The 15605-nt window shown below is 70.5% G+C and carries 16 protein-coding genes and 1 pseudogene; 2 read left to right on the top strand and 15 right to left on the bottom strand.

What is annotated here, in order from left to right; translation table 11 throughout:
- The 9 genes from J3S20_RS23060 to J3S20_RS23020 form a co-directional block, all read right to left on the bottom strand.
- On the bottom strand, nt 1-576 hold the full coding sequence (locus tag J3S20_RS23060) for a cupin domain-containing protein (protein ID WP_216838990.1): 576 nt from the start codon (nt 574-576) through the stop codon (nt 1-3).
- Nucleotides 577-630: 54 nt separating this feature from the next.
- Nucleotides 631-1107, bottom strand: a complete 477-nt coding sequence (locus J3S20_RS23055) for a copper chaperone PCu(A)C (protein WP_216838988.1) — start codon at nt 1105-1107, stop codon at nt 631-633.
- A gap of 24 nt (nt 1108-1131) precedes the next feature.
- Complete coding sequence (locus J3S20_RS23050; protein WP_216838986.1) at nt 1132-1482, bottom strand: hypothetical protein; 351 nt, start codon at nt 1480-1482, stop codon at nt 1132-1134.
- 10 nt (nt 1483-1492) lie between these two features.
- Entirely contained in the window at nt 1493-2002 is a 510-nt protein-coding gene (locus J3S20_RS23045; protein WP_216838984.1) for a YcnI family copper-binding membrane protein, read from the bottom strand.
- Nucleotides 2003-2040: 38 nt separating this feature from the next.
- A complete protein-coding gene (locus J3S20_RS23040; RefSeq protein ID WP_216838982.1) occupies nt 2041-2424 on the bottom strand; it encodes a DUF2946 family protein in 384 nt (127 codons plus the stop codon).
- Nucleotides 2425-2518: 94 nt separating this feature from the next.
- Entirely contained in the window at nt 2519-3322 is an 804-nt protein-coding gene (locus tag J3S20_RS23035) for a Bax inhibitor-1/YccA family protein (RefSeq protein WP_216838980.1), read from the bottom strand.
- Nucleotides 3323-3429: 107 nt separating this feature from the next.
- Entirely contained in the window at nt 3430-3948 is a 519-nt protein-coding gene (locus J3S20_RS23030; protein WP_216838978.1) for a nucleoside deaminase, read from the bottom strand.
- A 21-nt stretch (nt 3949-3969) separates the two neighbouring features.
- Nucleotides 3970-6486 carry an ABC transporter permease gene (locus J3S20_RS23025; protein ID WP_216838975.1) on the bottom strand — a complete coding sequence of 839 codons (2517 nt, stop codon included), beginning with the start codon at nt 6484-6486 and terminating at the stop codon, nt 3970-3972.
- A gap of 4 nt (nt 6487-6490) precedes the next feature.
- A complete protein-coding gene (locus tag J3S20_RS23020; protein ID WP_343215280.1) occupies nt 6491-7201 on the bottom strand; it encodes an ABC transporter ATP-binding protein in 711 nt (236 codons plus the stop codon).
- 82 nt (nt 7202-7283) lie between these two features.
- Here J3S20_RS23020 and J3S20_RS23015 point away from each other — a divergent pair, with 82 nt between their 5' ends.
- Both J3S20_RS23015 and thpR read left to right on the top strand, forming a co-directional pair.
- The gene (locus J3S20_RS23015; protein WP_246603193.1) at nt 7284-7901 is read left to right on the top strand and encodes an arylesterase; all 618 of its coding nucleotides are present in this window, start codon (nt 7284-7286) and stop codon (nt 7899-7901) included.
- Nucleotides 7902-7931: 30 nt separating this feature from the next.
- A complete protein-coding gene (gene thpR / locus J3S20_RS23010; protein WP_216838973.1) occupies nt 7932-8468 on the top strand; it encodes an RNA 2',3'-cyclic phosphodiesterase in 537 nt (178 codons plus the stop codon).
- A 19-nt stretch (nt 8469-8487) separates the two neighbouring features.
- Here the strand turns inward: thpR and J3S20_RS23005 are convergent, their stop codons facing one another.
- The 6 genes and pseudogenes from J3S20_RS23005 to J3S20_RS22980 all read right to left on the bottom strand — a co-directional run.
- A complete protein-coding gene (locus J3S20_RS23005; protein WP_216838971.1) occupies nt 8488-9522 on the bottom strand; it encodes an ATP-binding protein in 1035 nt (344 codons plus the stop codon).
- A 25-nt stretch (nt 9523-9547) separates the two neighbouring features.
- Nucleotides 9548-10465, bottom strand: coding sequence for a sulfate adenylyltransferase subunit CysD (gene cysD, locus J3S20_RS23000; RefSeq protein ID WP_216838969.1), 918 nt, complete (start codon nt 10463-10465; stop codon nt 9548-9550).
- Between the two features lie 71 nt (nt 10466-10536).
- Nucleotides 10537-11310 (bottom strand): CarD family transcriptional regulator, encoded by a 774-nt coding sequence (locus J3S20_RS22995; RefSeq protein ID WP_216838966.1) that lies wholly within the window; start codon nt 11308-11310, stop codon nt 10537-10539.
- A gap of 233 nt (nt 11311-11543) precedes the next feature.
- Entirely contained in the window at nt 11544-11876 is a 333-nt protein-coding gene (fdxA, locus tag J3S20_RS22990) for a ferredoxin FdxA (protein WP_216838965.1), read from the bottom strand.
- A gap of 123 nt (nt 11877-11999) precedes the next feature.
- Nucleotides 12000-12314, bottom strand: coding sequence for an RNA-binding S4 domain-containing protein (locus tag J3S20_RS22985; protein WP_216838962.1), 315 nt, complete (start codon nt 12312-12314; stop codon nt 12000-12002).
- A 652-nt stretch (nt 12315-12966) separates the two neighbouring features.
- Nucleotides 12967-15489: pseudogene (locus J3S20_RS22980) on the bottom strand (helicase-related protein); the annotation flags it as partial.
- Nucleotides 15490-15605: the final 116 nt, after the last annotated feature.

The following is a 15605-nucleotide window of genomic DNA, read 5'->3' as shown; positions in this document are numbered from 1 at the left end:
TCACCCAGGCTTGGTCGCCGCCAGCGGCGCGGGCTGTGTCGCCGCCAGCGGCGCGGGCTGTGTCGCCGCCAGCGGCGCGGGCTGTGTCGCCGCCAGCGGCGCGGACTGTGTCGCCTGCAACGGCGTGCCGTCCTTGCGCGTGTACATCGCCGGCCGGTCATGCGGAGGGGCCAGCATGTCGATGTCGCTATAGGTGGCGTCGTCGGCCTCGATCCGGCTGCCGATCTCCAGCACCAGGGCCTCGGCGCCCGAGAGGTTGCGCAGGTGGTGGCCATCCGCCTCGCCGGCCTTGAAGCCGGCCGCCTCCCCGGCGCGCAGCAGTTCAGGGCCGGCATCGGTCACCAGCGTCACCTCCCCGGCCACCACGAAGACGAATTCGTCGGACAGGCCGTGCCAGTGCCGCTGGCTGGACCAGGCGCCGGGCGGCAGGCGCAGCAGGTTGACGCCGAACTGCGTCAGCCCCGCCGCATCGCCCAGCCGCCGGCGTTCCCGACCCCGGCAGGGTTCGTCATGCGGCACGGGGTAGGAGCAGCCGATGACAGGCAGCAGGGTGGCGGGATCGATGCGCTTGGCCATGCCGTGAGGCTCCCCGGGGATCGGAACGCACCACAGCATGGCCAGGGCATCGCGTCAGTGCCGGTGCGCGGCCGGTGCCGGGCCGCGGGCGCCGGCGGATTGCACGGCGAGCTGCAGCTGCACCTCCCCGGCCCGTTCGAAGACCAGGGTGACGGGCACCTGGTCGCCCTGGTTCAGCGGCCGCTTCAGCTCCAGCAGCATCAGGTGCATCCCGCCCGGCTCCAGCGTGACGCTGCCATTGGCCGGCACCTCGATCGCCTCCACCGGGCGCATCCGCATCACGCCGTTGTCGTGCATATGCGTGTGCAGCTCCACCGCGCGGGCGATCTCGGCGCGGGCGGAGACCAGCCGGTCCGCCGCGCCGCCATTGCGCAGCGTGAGGTAGCCGGCGCCGGTGCGGCCGGCGCCGGCGGCGCGGCTCCAGCCCGCCTCGGCCCGGATGGTGGCCTGGGGTTGGGCCTGGCCTTGGCCGCCGGTCGCGACCAGTGCGATCAGCGCGCCGAGGCCGGCGCGTCGCGAGAAATCCGTCATGTCCCTGTCCTCAGCTCCCTGTCCTCAGCCCAGCAGTTCGAGACTGTCCGGGCCGATGCCCGCGCGGCCCTCGATACGGCCCGCCAGGCGGGCCAGGTTCGCGGCGATGCGGGCGCCGGCCACCGGGTCGCCGGTGGTGCAGGTGCCGTTCGCGATGGTGAGCGCGCGCTGCATGGCCAGCACCTCGGCTTGGGTGGCATGCGGCAGGGCGGCCTCAAGCGCCGCACGGGCGGGGGCGAGCGCCCCGTCGCAGACGGCGGTGAGGTGGGCCTCCATCGCCTCCGCATCGCAAGCGGCGGCGCGGCGGGGGGCGAGCAGGCTGCCGGCGGCGACGGCCGCGGCGGCGAGCGGCAGGAAGCGGCGGGTCTGGGTCATGGCGTGATCCTCAGTTGCGCGGCGTGAGCCGCACGGCCGGGGCGGGCATGCGGTAGTCGGTGATGCGGCGGCCGGGCTCCGGGATCTCGACCCAGGCGGCCTGCCTGCCGTCCGGGCAATCCTGCACCACGGGGATGTAGAACAGCTCGCCAGGGGTATTGGGCAGGCGCATCCGGACGACGAATTCGTCGTAATGCGCGCTGTCCAGGGACCCGCCTTCCCAGATGATCTCGGCAAGCGGGGGGGTGGCGCCATGGCCGTCCGCGGCCTCGCCGCGCGCCACGGTGCGCAGCGTCCAGCCGGGCTTCGGCATGGGCTGGGCCACGGTGACGCCTTCCGGCACCCGGACGGTGAAGCGGATGGTGGGGGCGCCGTCGCAGCCATGCGGCACGCGGAAGGTGGCGCGGTAGGTGGAATTGGGCGTGGCCTGCTGGGTCTCCAGCGTCACATGGGCGGCGGCCGGCAGGCTGCCGAGCGCGGCGCCGGCAAGGGCCAGCGCGGCGAGCGTCGTCTTCAACATGGTCCTGATCCTGAATCCTGGGGAGAAATCCGCGGGGTTCAGGAGGTGGGCGGGGCCCTCGGCGGAGGCTGGCAGCGCGGCGGCGGGGCCGGGCTGGGCGTGCTGGGGGGGGGCGGCGCCTCGGTCTGCACCAGCAGCAGGGGCGGCAGCAGGGCGACGGGCGGCGGCGGCAGCGCGGCGCCGCCGAGACCGCCGCAGAGCGGGCAGAGCATGCCGGCCGCATGATCCGCCTTCGGCGCCTCGCCGGGATCGAACTGCAGCGCGATGCTGCGCAGCCCCTCCGGCGTGCAGATGTCCATGTGCAGCACGCCCGGCAGCGCGCCATGCGGCGCGGCCAGCTTCAGGCAATGGCCGAAGGCGGTGCCCCACTGCAGCAGCAGCAGCAGGACCAGCAGCCGGGTAAGGGCGGGGCGGAGGCGCACGGCCGATCCATACCATTGCGGGGCCCGAAAACGGAAGCGGGGCGCAACCCTTCCGGATTGCGCCCCGCCCCGCATCACCTTGCGGTGTCGCCTATCAATCGCTGTTCTGGCGCACGCCCATGAACTGCAGCAGCAGCTGGAACAGGTTCACGAAGTTCAGGTACAGGCCCAGCGCGTCGAAAACGCTGCGCTTGCCGGCCTCGTCCGAACCCTCGGCATAGGCGTGTTCCACATAGTCCGCCTTGATCCGCTGTGTGTCGTAGGCGGTGAGGCCGACGAAGACCACCACGCCGATCACGCTGATGGCGAATTGCAGGGCGGAGCTCTGCAGGAACATGTTCACCAGGCCAGCGATGATGATGCCGATCAGGCCCATCATCATGAAGCTGCCCATCCGCGTCAGGTCGGCCTTCGTGGTGTAGCCATACAGGCTGATCGCCGCGAACATGCCGGCCGTGATGAAGAAGGTGCTGGCGATGGAGGCGCCGGTATAGATCGCGAAGATGTTGGACATCGACGCGCCCATGACGGCGGCGAAGGCCCAGAACAGCGCCTGCGCGCTGGTCTTGCTCATCCGGTTGATGCCGAAACTCAGCACCAGGATGAAGGCCAGCGGCGCGAACATCGCGGCCCAGCCCAGGATGGTCGGCGCCGTGGCATTGCCGCGCGGCGTGCGCACCACCTGGTAGAACAGGCTGGCGATATCCGGGTTGGAGGCGATGAAATAGGCGACGATGCCGGTCAGGGCGAGACCGGAGGCCATCCAGTTGTAGACCCGCAGCATATAGGCGCGCAGGCCCGCATCGAGTGCGGCGGCGTCAACGCCCGCGGCCCGCCCATAGGGCTGGGTCCAGGCCGACGCGCCCGTCTGGAAGCGGTTGTCGGGACCGAGAGCCATGGTGTCGAAATCTCCTCGCGGGCGATGGTTCGGGCCGCCCGCATGTGCCGCAGTATATGGAACTTCTGTAATCCGGATCAACCGGGGCCTTGCGGGGGGCAGAAGATTCAGGCGGCGCCCTGGATCCAGTAGCCCTCATGCGGCACCGCGCCCTCCGCCTCCAGCGCCGGACCCACCACCTCCACCGGCTCCGCCGCCGCCGCCAGCACGGCGCGGCAGGACAGCGACAGGCCCGCCGTATGCGGCTGGGCATTGCGCAGATGCAGGATGGCGGCGGCCGAGAGGCCGTAAACCACCCGGCCGATGCCGGTGTAGAAGATGGCGGAAGCGCACATCGCGCAAGGCTCGCCCGAGGAATAGATGGTGGCCCGCCGCAGCCGGGGCCGCGGCACGCCGGCCGCGATCACCGCCTGGCAGGCATTCATCTCGCTGTGCGCCAGCGTGCCACCGCCGCCGCTGCCCTGGGTGGACAGGCCTTCCGCCAGGATGGTGCCGTCCTCCGCCACGATCACGGCGGAGAAGGGGCGGTCGCCGCGCGCCCGCGCCTCGCCCGCCAGGCGGAAGGCGTGGCGCAGGTGATCCTCATCCTCGGGCAGCAGCTCGGAGGGCAGCAGGTCGGTGTCCATGCCGCCCATCCAAGCCCGGCGTTACTCGTTGCGCAACAGCGGCGCGGGGCGCGCGCGCAAGGCGAGCGCGGTGCCGATATAGCCGAGGCCCAGCGTCAGCATTACGCAGCCCAGCACGGTCAGCGCCAGGGTGCCGGGCAGGAAGATCCAGTCCGCCCGCATGACGTAGCGCACCACCGCCCAGCTGGCGGCGGACCCGGCAGCGGCGGCCAGCAGCCCGGCCACCAGGCCGAGCAGGCCGAATTCCACCAGCCAGGCACCGCGGATCTGCGAACGGGTCGCGCCGATGGTCTTCAGCACCACCGCATCCCGCACCCTGGCCCGCTGCCCGGCGGCCACCGCGCCGGCCAGCACCAGCATGCCCGCCAGCAGGGTGACGGAGGAGGTGGCCTGCAGGGCGACGCCGACCCGCGTCAGCAGCCCCGCCACCGCCTCCAGCGCATCCCGCACGCGGATGCCGGAGATGTTCGGGAAGGCATCGGTCAGCACCCGCAGCACCGCGGGCTCCACCTGCTCCGCGCTGCGGACGGTGGCGATGTGGGTGTGCGGCGCGGCGGCCAGCAGGCCGGGGGAGGCGACCATGACGTAGTTGATGCCCAGCCCCCGCCACTGGATCTCTCGTAGTGAGGCCACCTTGAGATCAATGTCGCGGCCCAGAACATTCACGGTGACCGTCGAGCCGATTCCCATGCCCCAGCCGCGCGCCAGGTTGGCGTCGAAGGAGACCAGCGGCGGGCCGCTGTAATCCGCCGGCCACCACTGGCCCTCCACCAGGCGCGTGCCGTCCGGCGGCGTCGCCGCATAGGTCAGGCCGCGATCGCCGCGCAGCGCCCAGCGCGTATCCTCCGTCGCCTGCACCCGCTCGGCCGGCGTGCCATCCACCGCGACGATGCGCGCGCGCAGCGAGGGGACGGACCGCACCTCCGTCACGCCCGGCTGCGCGGCGGCCAAGGCGTTGAAGCGCTCGGACTGGTCGGACTGGATGTCGATGAAGAAGAAGCTGGGCGCCGCGGCCGGCATCTGGTCCGAAAGCTGGCGGCGGAGATTGCCCTCGATGGTGGCGATGGCGGCGAGGGTGGTCAGGCCGATGCCGAGCGCCACCAGCATGGTGGGCGTCGGCGCGCCGGGGCGATGGAGATTGGCCAGGCCCAGCCGCAGCGTCGGCCGGCGGATGCCGCGCAGGCTGCGGGCCAGCGCCATCAGCCCGGTGGCGCCGAGCCGGAACAGCAGCAGGGTCAGCGCGGCGCCGGCGCAGAAGCCCAGCGCGAAGCGCGGCTGCTCCGCCGTGCCCACCACCAGCGCGACCAGCGCGAGCGCGGTGAGGCCATTCGCCACCAGGATGCCGCGGGAGGGCCAGCCCGGCGTCGCCGTGACCAGGTCGCGGAACAGCGCCGCGCCGGGAATCCGCTGCGCCCGGCCGAGCGGCCAGAGCGAGAAGGCCAGCGCCGTCAGCAGGCCATAGAGCCCGGCCAGCGCCAGCGGCGCCGGATAGAGGCCGAAGCGCGGCGGCACCGGCAGCGCGCCGGCCAGCGCCTGGGCCGCCAGCCAGGTCAGGCCGAAGCCCGCGACCAGGCCGATGGCGATGCCGATCAGCGCCAGCACCAGCACCTGGATCAGATAGGTGGCGAGGATGGTGCCCGCCGGCGCGCCCAGGCAGCGCAGCGTCGCGATGGTGCGGCCGCGCGCCTCCAGCCAGGCGCGCACGCCGGTGGCAACCCCGATGCCGCCGACCAGCAGCGCGGTGAAGCCGGCCAGCACCAGGAAGGCAGAGGCGCGATCCAGGAAGCGGTTCACCCCGGGCTCCGCCTGGTCCGCCGTGCGCACGCGCCAGCCGCCATCGCCCATCGCCTCCCGGAACTGGGTGGCGAACTGCCGCACATTGGTGCCGGGTGGCAGGCGGAAGCGGGTGTCGTAGGAGACCAGGCTGCCCGGCTGGATCAGCGCCGTGGCGGGCAGGGCGCTGTCCAAAATCAGCGCGCGCGGGCCGAGCACGGCCGGGCTCGCCACCCGGTCCGGCTCCTGTGCGATGGTGCCGGCGAAAACCAAGCTGGCCTCGCCGATGCGGACGGTGTCGCCGGGCACCAGGCCCAGCCGCTCCACCACCGATCCCTCCAACGCCACGCGGTGGCGCCCATCCGGCGCGGCCAGGGTCGCGCCCGGCGGGTCCAGCCGCAGCTCGCCATAGAGCGGATAGGCGGCATCGACCGATTTCAGCTCGACCAAGGCGCGGTCGCCGGAGGGTGCGACGGCCATGGCGCGCATCTCCACCACCTCGGAGGCGGTGGCGCCGCGCTGCGCGGCCCAGTCCAGCGCCGCGGCGCGCAGCGGCTGGTAGTTCACCCGCACTTCCACATCGCCGCCGAGCAGCCGCGCGCCATCGGCCAGCATGCCGGCCTTCACCGCGCTCTGCAGCGTGCCGACGGCGGCGATGCTCGCCACGCCCAGCGCCAGGCAGGCCAGCACAAGCCGCAGCTGGCGAAACCCGCCGCGCAATTCCCGCCGCGCCAGCCGCGCGCCCAGCGCCAGATGCTGCATCATGGCGCTATTCCGCCGCCAGCTTCAGGCCGGCAGTGTCGGAGACGATGCGCCCATCCTCCATCCGCACCTGCCGGCCGCAGCGCTCGGCCAGCGCCGGGTCATGGGTGATCAGCAGCAAAGTGGTGCCGAGCCGCGCGCGCAGGCCGAAGAGCAGGTCCATCACCACCGTGCCGGTGGCGCGATCCAGATTGCCGGTGGGCTCATCCGCCAGGATCAGCCGGGGCTCCGCCACCACGGCGCGGGCGAGTGCCACGCGCTGCTGCTCCCCACCCGACATCTGGCCGGGGTAGTGATCCAGCCGGTGGCCGAGGCCGACGGTCTTCAGCGCCTCCGCCGCCTTTTCGAAGGCGTCGCGGCGCCCGGCGAATTCCAGCGGCATGGCGGCATTCTCCAGCGCCGTCATGGTGGGCACCAGGTGGAAAGCCTGGAAGACGATCCCCACCTCGTCGCGACGGAAGCGGGCCAGCGCATCCTCGTCCAGCGCCCCCAGATCCCGCCCGGCCACCGCCAGGCGCCCCGCGCTCGGCGTTTCCAGCCCGGCCAGCAGCATGAGGAGCGATGTCTTGCCCGAGCCCGAAGGCCCCACGATGCCCACCGCCTCCCCGGCCTGGACCGAGAGGTCCACGCCCCGCAGCACATGCACCGGGCCCGAGGCCGCCTGGGCGGTGAAGACGAGCCCGGATGCTGCGATCAGCGGTGAGGCAGGTGGGGTCACGGGCCAAAAATCCTGTTACGGCGATGTCATCTCATATGGGCGGCGTGTTGCGCTGCAAAAGGCGGCGCTTGGTTTCGGAGTATTGCTGGCCGGAACGAAGGGCGCCGCCGCGCAGGGGGCGGGGCGGGAGATCCGCCTGCTGATGCTGGGCGATTCCATCACCGCCGGCTACGGGCTGGCGCGGTCCGAGGGGCCGCCGGCGCGCATCCAGGCGCTGCTGCGGGACCGCGGGCGGAATGTGCGGGTGATCGATGCCGGCGTGTCCGGCGATACCACGGCGGGCGGCAGGGCCAGGCTGGAATGGGCGCTGGCCGACAATCCGGATGCGGCGATCGTGGCCCTGGGCGGCAATGACGCGCTGCGCGGCCTGACGCCGGCGCAGATGCGCGCCAACCTGACCGCCATCCTGGACGGGCTGGCGGCGCGGGGAATCCCGACCCTGCTGGCCGGCATGATCGCGCCGCCCAATCTGGGTGCCGATTACGGGCGTGACTTCGCCGCGGTCTTCTCGGACCTGGCGGAGGCGCGGCCCGACATGGTCTTCTACCCCTTCCTGCTGGAGGGCGTGGCGGGCGACCCGGCGCTGAACCAGGCGGACCGCATCCATCCTAATCCGCGCGGGGCGCAGGTGCTGGCGGAGCGGATGCTGCCTGCCATCGAAACGCTACTGGACCGCGCGGCCCGCTCTGCTCCAGGCTGAGGGGACCTCGGAGTCGCGGAGGGCCAGACCATGATTCGCCTTTTCGTCGCCCTGGCCCTGCCCGACGAGGTGAAGGCCCAGCTGGCCGCCCTGGCCGGCGGCATCCCCGGCGCCCGCTGGGTGCCGCCGGAGAACTACCACCTGACGCTCCGCTTCATCGGCGAGATCGAGAGCTGGCAGGCGGAGGAGGTGGATGCGGCGCTGGCCGCCATCCGCGCCCCGCGCTTCGAACTGGCGCTGGCGGGCATCGGCACCTTCGAGAAGGGCGGGCGGATCCAGTCCATCCACATCACGGCGGAGCGCAGCGAGGCGCTGACCCGGCTGCAGTCCAAGGTGGAGACGGCCCTGCAGCGCGTGGGGCTGGAGCCGGAACGCCGCCGCTTCGCGCCGCATGTGACCCTGGCACGGACCGACAAGGCGGAGACGCACAAGCTGATCGGCTTCATCCACGCCCACAGCCTGTTCCGGTCGCCGCCGGTGCCGATCGATAATTTCGTGCTCTTCTCCTCCTACCTCGGCAAGGAGGCGGCGCATTACGTGCCGGAGGTGGAGTACGAGCTGAGCTGATCCGTCAGGCGAATTGCGGCTACATATTTCTCTCAAAATCGCGCCTTAGAAGAAGCGATGCCGCGCTCGCGTCCAACTGTTTCGCGCCGGCGATGTCACGAGCGATAATCTTGCCCTCCTCTGCCCACTCCTGCAGCTTCGGTGCGAGGTCCATATCATCGATCTTGATGCCTAGGCGAATAAGTGTCCCCGAGAAATTAGAGATGGTGAAGTTCTCTTTTGCGGGTCGCGCGTCGTCGCTATTGTTTATGTGAATGACATTATTGCCGCTAATCACCGTCATCATTCCGCGATTCCGGGCAAGTCTTGTCATCATGTAGAGTCCATAGCCAGAATTCTGCCAGATATCCGTCCGTTCCCGACGCATGGCGCTCGCGTTGCCTGAAACGCCCGGCATTAGGGCGATCTGGAGTGCATCGCGATCCGACAGATTTTTAAAGGATTTGTTAAAGCGAAGTGAATTAGGTATGCCGAGGCCCGTATCCGCTATAACAATTTGAACGTTGCCATGGCTCGGGTAGTACTGGCCAGACATCAAAAAAGTCTTCGCGCCACTATGCTCAAATATGTTACGTATCACCTCACGAAAAGTATACTGGATTGTGTCGTAGGTCGGGCCCGAGCCGAGGTGCAGCAGTACCTTCGCAAGCTTCGAGGCGTGCCTGTCGATTTCCTCGTTCATTTCTGTGCGGGATAAGGCTGAGCCGCTTTTGCCGCACTCAATAATGGTGATGGGTATGAAATTATGCCCGTCACCGCGGTTCGCAGAAACCTGGGAGGCCCAGTCGGTTCCACTGACAGAGAAGAAGTTCATGCCGCGCGCCCACGACATGTGATCGTCGTTAATAGACTCAACTCGAATTTTTTTCTTTAGCTGAATTGCTTTTATTTGGTGGGCAAGAAACGTTAGATCAAATATCGACGAGTGGCTGTATCCGTCGAAATCGATAAGCACTTTAGGTGTATTCGCTGACCATATGAAATCGTTCAGGGCAATAAGTTCGCTGAGATGAAGGCGGCCACGTATCCTCGCAACGGTATAATCGCTCGGCACCTTAACCTCCTAAAGATCGCAAACTCTAAAAATATCCCTCTTTCTTCTTGCGTTCCATCGACGCCTCCTGGTCGGTGTCGATCAGGCGGCCCTGGCGTTCGCTGGTGCGGCTGTCGCGGATTTCGGCCAGCACCTGGTCGAGCGTTTCGGCGCGGCTTTCATGCGCGCCGGTCAGCGGCCAGTCGCCCATGGTGCGGAAGCGGACCCAGAGGGTTTCCTCGACCTCGCCGGGTTCCAGCGGCATCCGGTCGTCGTCGCGCATGATGAGGGCGCCGCTGCGGCGCACCATCGGCCGGGGGGCGGCGAAATACAGCGGCACAACAGGGATCGATTCGGCTGCGATATAGTCCCAGACGTCGAATTCGGTCCAGTTGGACAGGGGGAAGACGCGCATGCCCTCGCCCTGGTTGATGCGCGTGTTGTAGAGGCCCCACAATTCTGGCCGCTGGCCACGCGGGTCCCAGACATGGCCTGGCGCGCGGAAGGAGAAGACGCGTTCCTTGGCGCGGGCCTTTTCCTCGTCCCGCCGGGCGCCGCCGATGGCCGCGTCGAAGCCATGCGCGTCGAGCGCCTGCTTCAAGGCCTCGGTGCCCATGACCGACATGTGCAGCTGCGAGCCATGGGTGAGGGGCCCAATGCCGCGGGCTAGGCCGTCCGGATTGGTATGGACGATGCAGTCGAGGCCGAGTTCCGCCATGCGGCGATCCCGGAACTCCAGCATCGCCCGGAAATCCCAGCCGGTGGCGATGTGCAGCAGGCGGAAGGGCGGCTTGCCTGGGGCGAAGGCCTTCATCGCCAGCTGCAGGACGACGGAGCTGTCCTTGCCGATGGAATAGAGCAGGACCGGGTTGCGGAAGCTGGCCGCGGTTTCGCGGAGGATGCCGATGGCCTCGGCCTCCAGCCGCCGCAGATGGGGCGCCAGATGGGGAGTCAGATGCGGCATGGTTCGTTGCGTCTCCCGCGGCGAATGGCGCGCATGCCAGATGCCATGCGCGCCTGGCCGCCGGAAGCCCGTCAGGCCGCCTTCAGAAAGGTCAGCAGCTTCTCGGAGGCCGCGGCCTTGTCGGTGCGGTCGATCGCGGCGAGTTCGGCGGCCAGGCGGTCGAGCGCCTGTTCGTAGATCTGCCGTTCGGAGAAGGACTGGTCCGGCTGGCCGGCATTGCGGTGCAGGTCGCGCACCACCTCGGCGATGGCGATGGGGTCGCCGGAGTTGATCTTCGCCTCGTATTCCTGGGCGCGGCGGGACCACATGGTGCGCTTGATGCGGGCGCGGCCGCGCAGCACTTCCAGCGCCTCGTTCATCTGGTCGCCGGTGGCCAGCTTACGCAGGCCAGAGGATGCGGCCTTGTTCACCGGCACCCGGAGCGTCATGCGGTTCTCCTCGAAGGTGACGATGATCACCTTCAGGGACATGCCGGCGACGGGCATTTCCTCGATGCCCTGAACCTGGCCGACGCCGTGGGTCGGGTAGACCACGTGGTCCCCGGCCTTGAATTCCACGGGCGGGCCCTTGGGCCTGGGCGGCGGCGGCGGGCTGCCATCCTCGGGGTCTTCCACCCGGGGACCACCGCGCGGCGGGAAGATGGGCGGGCGCGGGGAATTGGCGGCCATGGCGCCGGCGCGCGTAGGCGGCCGGTGCGGCGGCGGGGGGCTGTCCTGGCGCGCCGGCAGCGGCGGCGTCACGGCCTTGGCCGCGGCAGCCTTCTCCGGCTTGGCGGCGGCCTTGGCGGAACGTCCCGCGGCCTCGGCGTCGGTCTGGCCGGTCTTCGCCGGGGCGGATTGTTTCATATGGCCACCCGCTTTTGCATCCCATGAAGAAGGCCAACCACCCGCGCCACTGGCGGAGGCGGCCCCATCCCTGGGCATGTCATGGACCCGATGGGCGGTATAGCCGCGGAGGGGTGCTCGCGGTTCCCGATCCCATTGATAATATAATACAAACCTGCGCGAATTGCCACCCCCGGGCGAATCGGGGGCAGAAGAGCGCGTCTCAGCCCATGCGACCGCGCCGCGGCAGGGCGTCAGGCCTTGCCGGGGGCGGGGTCGAACAGGTCCTTCTTGCCGGGCTTGTCCTTCCACTCATCCGCATCGGCCGGGGCCTCGCCCTTGCGGGTGATGTTCGGCCATTGCGTGGCATAGGTGCGGTTCAGCTCGACCCAGGCGGTGGCCTTGTCGTCGCTGTCGGGCAGGATGGCCTCGGCGGGGCATTCCGGCTCGCAGACGCCGCAATCGATGCACTCATCCGGATGGATGACGAGCATATTCTCGCCGACATAGAAGCAGTCCACCGGACAGACTTCCACGCAGTCCATGTACTTGCACTTGATGCAGTTCTCGGTGACGACGTAGGTCAACTGCGCCTCCGGCGGGGATGCGGGGCGGCGCCCATCGGCCGCTCCACCGCCGCGCCATGTTCGGGGCGCGGCCAGCCCCACATGGCCCAGCGCCGCCTGCAAGGCAAGCGCCGCACCGCAACATCAGCCCGGCTCGGGGTCCGGCACGGCCGCGGCCACGGGGGACGGGTCCGAGAGGTCCTCATAGAGGCCGCGCGCCTCGCTCGCGGGACCGCGGCGGCTGGCCAGGAAAAGCACGCGCCAGACGCGGATTTCGCTGCCCATGCCGAAGGTCAGCACATCGCCGGGGCGCAGCTTGTAGTGCGGCTTGTCGGTGCGCTGGCTGTTCACCCGCACCCGCCCGGCCTCGACCTGCCGGGCGCATTCCGTGCGCGTCTTGGCCGTGCGCGCGCACCAGAGCCAGAGGTCGAGCCGCTGCCAGCCGGCCTCCGCCGCCACCCGGTCAGTCCTTGCGCAGCTTCAGCTGGGCGAGGACGGCGAAGGGCGATTCCGGCTTGGGGCCGGAGGACCATTCGCGCGGCGCACCCCGGTCCCCGCCGCGATCCCGGTCGCGGTCGCGATCCTGGCGCGGGAAGCGGTCGCCACCCCCCGGCTTGCCACCGTTGTTTCCCCCGGGCCGCGGGCCGCGCGGCGGACCGCGATCGTCGCGGCGGCCTTCCTGCGGCGCGCCGTCCGGGCGCGGGCCGGGCGGGCCGTTGCGGCGCGGACCCTCGAAGCGGGGCCGGTCCTGGCCGCCGCGCTCGGGGCGCGGTGCCTCGGCGCCGCCTTCCGGCGGCGGGGAGACGCCGGGCGGCAGGCCATCCACGCGCCAGTCGCGGCGCGGGCCGTGATCCACCCTTTCGCGCCGTGGCCCGTCGCGGCGCGGCCCGTCCTGGCGGGGGCCATGGCGTTGCCCCTCGGTGCGCGGGCCTTCGGGGCGAGCCGGGCGCAGTTCGGGCGGGATGGGCGGGCCGAAATAAACCGGGCGGGGGCCTTCGGGGCGCGGTCCACGCTCGGGCCGCGGGCCACGCGGCTGCTCGCCCCTGTTTTCGCCCCGATTTTCGCCCCGATTCTCACCACGGCTCTCGCCGCGCCCGTCGCGGCGCGGGCCGCGCTGGGCGGGGCGGTCCTGCCGCACCGCGCTGATGCGCGCCGGCACGGGCGGGCCGAACTGCCCTTCCTCGAGCGGCGGCGAGGGCATGAGGCGAAAACCCATCGCCTCCAGCGCCATGGGCAGGGTCTCGCCCTTCACGCCAAGGCGAGACGCCAGGCCATCCGGCACCGGTGCCGGGGCGCGGCGGGTCAGGTAGCCCAGCTCGCCGGCGATGCGTTCCGCCACGTCCAACCGCAGCAGCACGCGCCCGGCCGGCAGCCAGCCCGCCATCACGGCGAAGCCTTGCGGCCAGCCTTCCGGCCCGCGCGGCGTATTGGGATCCTCCGGCGCCGGCAGCGGCGTTTCCGGCAGGGTGACGGAAACCAGGCCGGGGTTCGGCAGCAGCGGCGTCGGGATGTTCCGGCGCAGCGCCCAGAGCTGGGCGCGCAGCCCCATGGCGCGGGGCTTCAGCACGTCCGGCAGGTACATGGCGTAGCGCCCGGCGCGGATGCCGATGGTCTTCAGCCGCGCCCGCAGCTCGGCCGGGATTTCCCGTTCGGTCGCGCCGGGGGCGAGGCCCATGGCCTCCCGCAGGCGGAAGGCGGGGCCGCGCAGGGTATTGTCCTCGGCCGCCTTGGCCTCGATCGCCTCCAGCCCGCCCAGCTCGCGCTTGACCAGCGAATCCAGCCAGGCGGCCAGGCGCACCCGCACCCGCTCGCGCTGGGCGTTATCCAGGAATTCGGTGGCGATGACGTCGACATGCGGCTTCAGCGGCTCCGGCCCCGGGCGCAGGCGGGCGATTTCCGCCGTGTCCCAGACCACGCGATGCTGCGGGGTCAGGGTGAAGGCCTCGTCCTTCGCGGTCTCCAGCGCGGCCAGGCGGCGCGGGATTTCCTCCCGCAGCGCGCGGCGCGCGGCGCGCAGCACCAGGCGCTTGTCTTCCTCCTTCGTCGCCTCGGGGTCCGGCTGGAAGTGGAAGCCGGTGACGCGGCCGACCGTATGGCCCTCGACCACCACCTCGCCCTGGCGGGTGACGGCGGAGAGCAGCGTCTCCTCCGTGTCATCGAGCCGTCGGATCAGATGCGCGGCGCGGCGGTCGACGAAACGGGCGATCAGGCGCTCATGCAGCGCGTCGGAGACGGCTTCCTCGGCCTTGCGGGCCTCCGCCTGCTGGGTCGCGGCGTCGGCGATCCAATCGGCGCGGGCGGCGATGTAGGACCAGATGCGGATGGTGGCCAGCCGCGCCATCAGCGTGTCGAGGTCGCCTTCGACATTGCCGAGGGAGGCGATGTTGCCCGCCACCCAGTCGCCGGGCAGCCGGCCATCCGTCGCCAGATGCCCGAAGATCTTGGCACAGAGGCGGGTGTGGCTGTCGTCGGCGATCTTGCGGAAATCCGGCACCTGGCAGGCTTCCCAGAGCAGCCGCACGCGGGCGCGGCCGCGGGCCAGCTCACGGATCTCGGATTCGCGGGACAGCGCGTTCAGCGTGATGTGGTCGACCGCGTCATTGCCCTTGGCGAGGCCCGGCGTGGGCGGCGCGGCGGCCAGGCTGTCCAGCAGCCCGTCGATGCTGGCGAAATCCAGGTCCGAATTGCGCCAGGCGATTTGCGTCAGTGGCTCGAAGGCATGGCCTTCGATCTGGCGGGCCAGCTCCTCCGGCAGAGCCGGGCATTCGGCGGTGGTGCCGAAGGTGCCGTCGCGCATGCCGCGGCCGGCGCGGCCGGCGATCTGCGCGGCCTCCTGCGCGTTCAGCGCGCGGATCTGGTGGCCGTCGAATTTCTGCAGGTCGGCGAAGGCGATGTGGTCGACATCCATGTTCAGGCCCATGCCGATGGCATCGGTCGCGACCAGGAAGTCCACTTCGCGGTTCTGGTACAGCGCGACCTGGGCATTGCGCGTGCGGGGCGACATGCGCCCCATCACCACGGCGCAGCCGCCGCGGCGCCGGCGAATGGCCTCCGCGATCGCATAGACCTCGGCCGCGCTGAAGGCGACGACGGCGCTGCGCGGCGGCAGCTTTGTCAGCTTGGCCGGCCCGGAATGGGTCAGCTGCGACAGGCGCGGCCGCGTCTCGATCTCGGCCTGCGGCACCAGGCGCTGCAGCAGCGGGCGGATGGTCTCGGCGCCCAGGAACATGGTCTCGACCATGCCGCGCGCATGCAGCAGGCGATCCGTGAAGATATGGCCGCGATCCGCATCGGCGCAGAGCTGGATCTCGTCCACCGCGACGAATTCGGCGCGGCGATCCAGCGGCATGGCTTCCACGGTGCAGGCGAACCAGCGCGCCTCGGGGGGGACGATCTTCTCCTCCCCGGTGATCAGGGCGACGTACTTCTCCCCCTTGGCGGCGACCATGCGGTCGTAGTTCTCGCGCGCCAGCAGGCGCAGCGGGAAGCCGATGATGCCGGAGGCATGCGCCAGCAGGCGGGTGATCGCCAGATGGGTCTTGCCGGTATTGGTCGGGCCGAGCACCGCGCGGACGCGCGGGGCGAACATCTGGCCATGGGACATATGATGGTCGGACATAGGGGTATTCAGCATGGTCCGTGGGGGCAGCGGTTGCGTGGCACGCCGCCGCGCCCTTGGCAACTGCAGCCCCCCGCCGGCGCCCTGCGCCGGGACGCCACGCCGCATCTTCACACCAGCAACGAAGCGTA

Origin of the sequence: Falsiroseomonas tokyonensis, assembly GCF_019024325.1 — a bacterium.
Taxonomy (GTDB): domain Bacteria; phylum Pseudomonadota; class Alphaproteobacteria; order Acetobacterales; family Acetobacteraceae; genus Falsiroseomonas; species Falsiroseomonas tokyonensis.
The sequence above is the reverse complement of the archived record's forward strand: the minus strand, read 5'-3'. Positions and strand labels throughout refer to the sequence as shown.

What these genes read in the sequence shown, in the direction of transcription:
- J3S20_RS23035 (WP_216838980.1), bottom strand. Translation starts at nt 3,322, where the DNA reads ATGGCTCTCGGTCCCGACAACCGCTTCCAGACGGGCGCGTCGGCCTGG.
- cysD (WP_216838969.1), bottom strand. Translation starts at nt 10,465, where the DNA reads ATGCCGCATCTGACTCCCCATCTGGCGCCCCATCTGCGGCGGCTGGAG.
- J3S20_RS23055 (WP_216838988.1), bottom strand. Translation starts at nt 1,107, where the DNA reads ATGACGGATTTCTCGCGACGCGCCGGCCTCGGCGCGCTGATCGCACTG.
- J3S20_RS23050 (WP_216838986.1), bottom strand. Translation starts at nt 1,482, where the DNA reads ATGACCCAGACCCGCCGCTTCCTGCCGCTCGCCGCCGCGGCCGTCGCC.
- J3S20_RS23025 (WP_216838975.1), bottom strand. Translation starts at nt 6,486, where the DNA reads ATGATGCAGCATCTGGCGCTGGGCGCGCGGCTGGCGCGGCGGGAATTG.
- thpR (WP_216838973.1), top strand. Translation starts at nt 7,932, where the DNA reads ATGATTCGCCTTTTCGTCGCCCTGGCCCTGCCCGACGAGGTGAAGGCC.
- J3S20_RS23030 (WP_216838978.1), bottom strand. Translation starts at nt 3,948, where the DNA reads ATGGACACCGACCTGCTGCCCTCCGAGCTGCTGCCCGAGGATGAGGAT.
- J3S20_RS23045 (WP_216838984.1), bottom strand. Translation starts at nt 2,002, where the DNA reads ATGTTGAAGACGACGCTCGCCGCGCTGGCCCTTGCCGGCGCCGCGCTC.
- J3S20_RS23060 (WP_216838990.1), bottom strand. Translation starts at nt 576, where the DNA reads ATGGCCAAGCGCATCGATCCCGCCACCCTGCTGCCTGTCATCGGCTGC.
- J3S20_RS22995 (WP_216838966.1), bottom strand. Translation starts at nt 11,310, where the DNA reads ATGAAACAATCCGCCCCGGCGAAGACCGGCCAGACCGACGCCGAGGCC.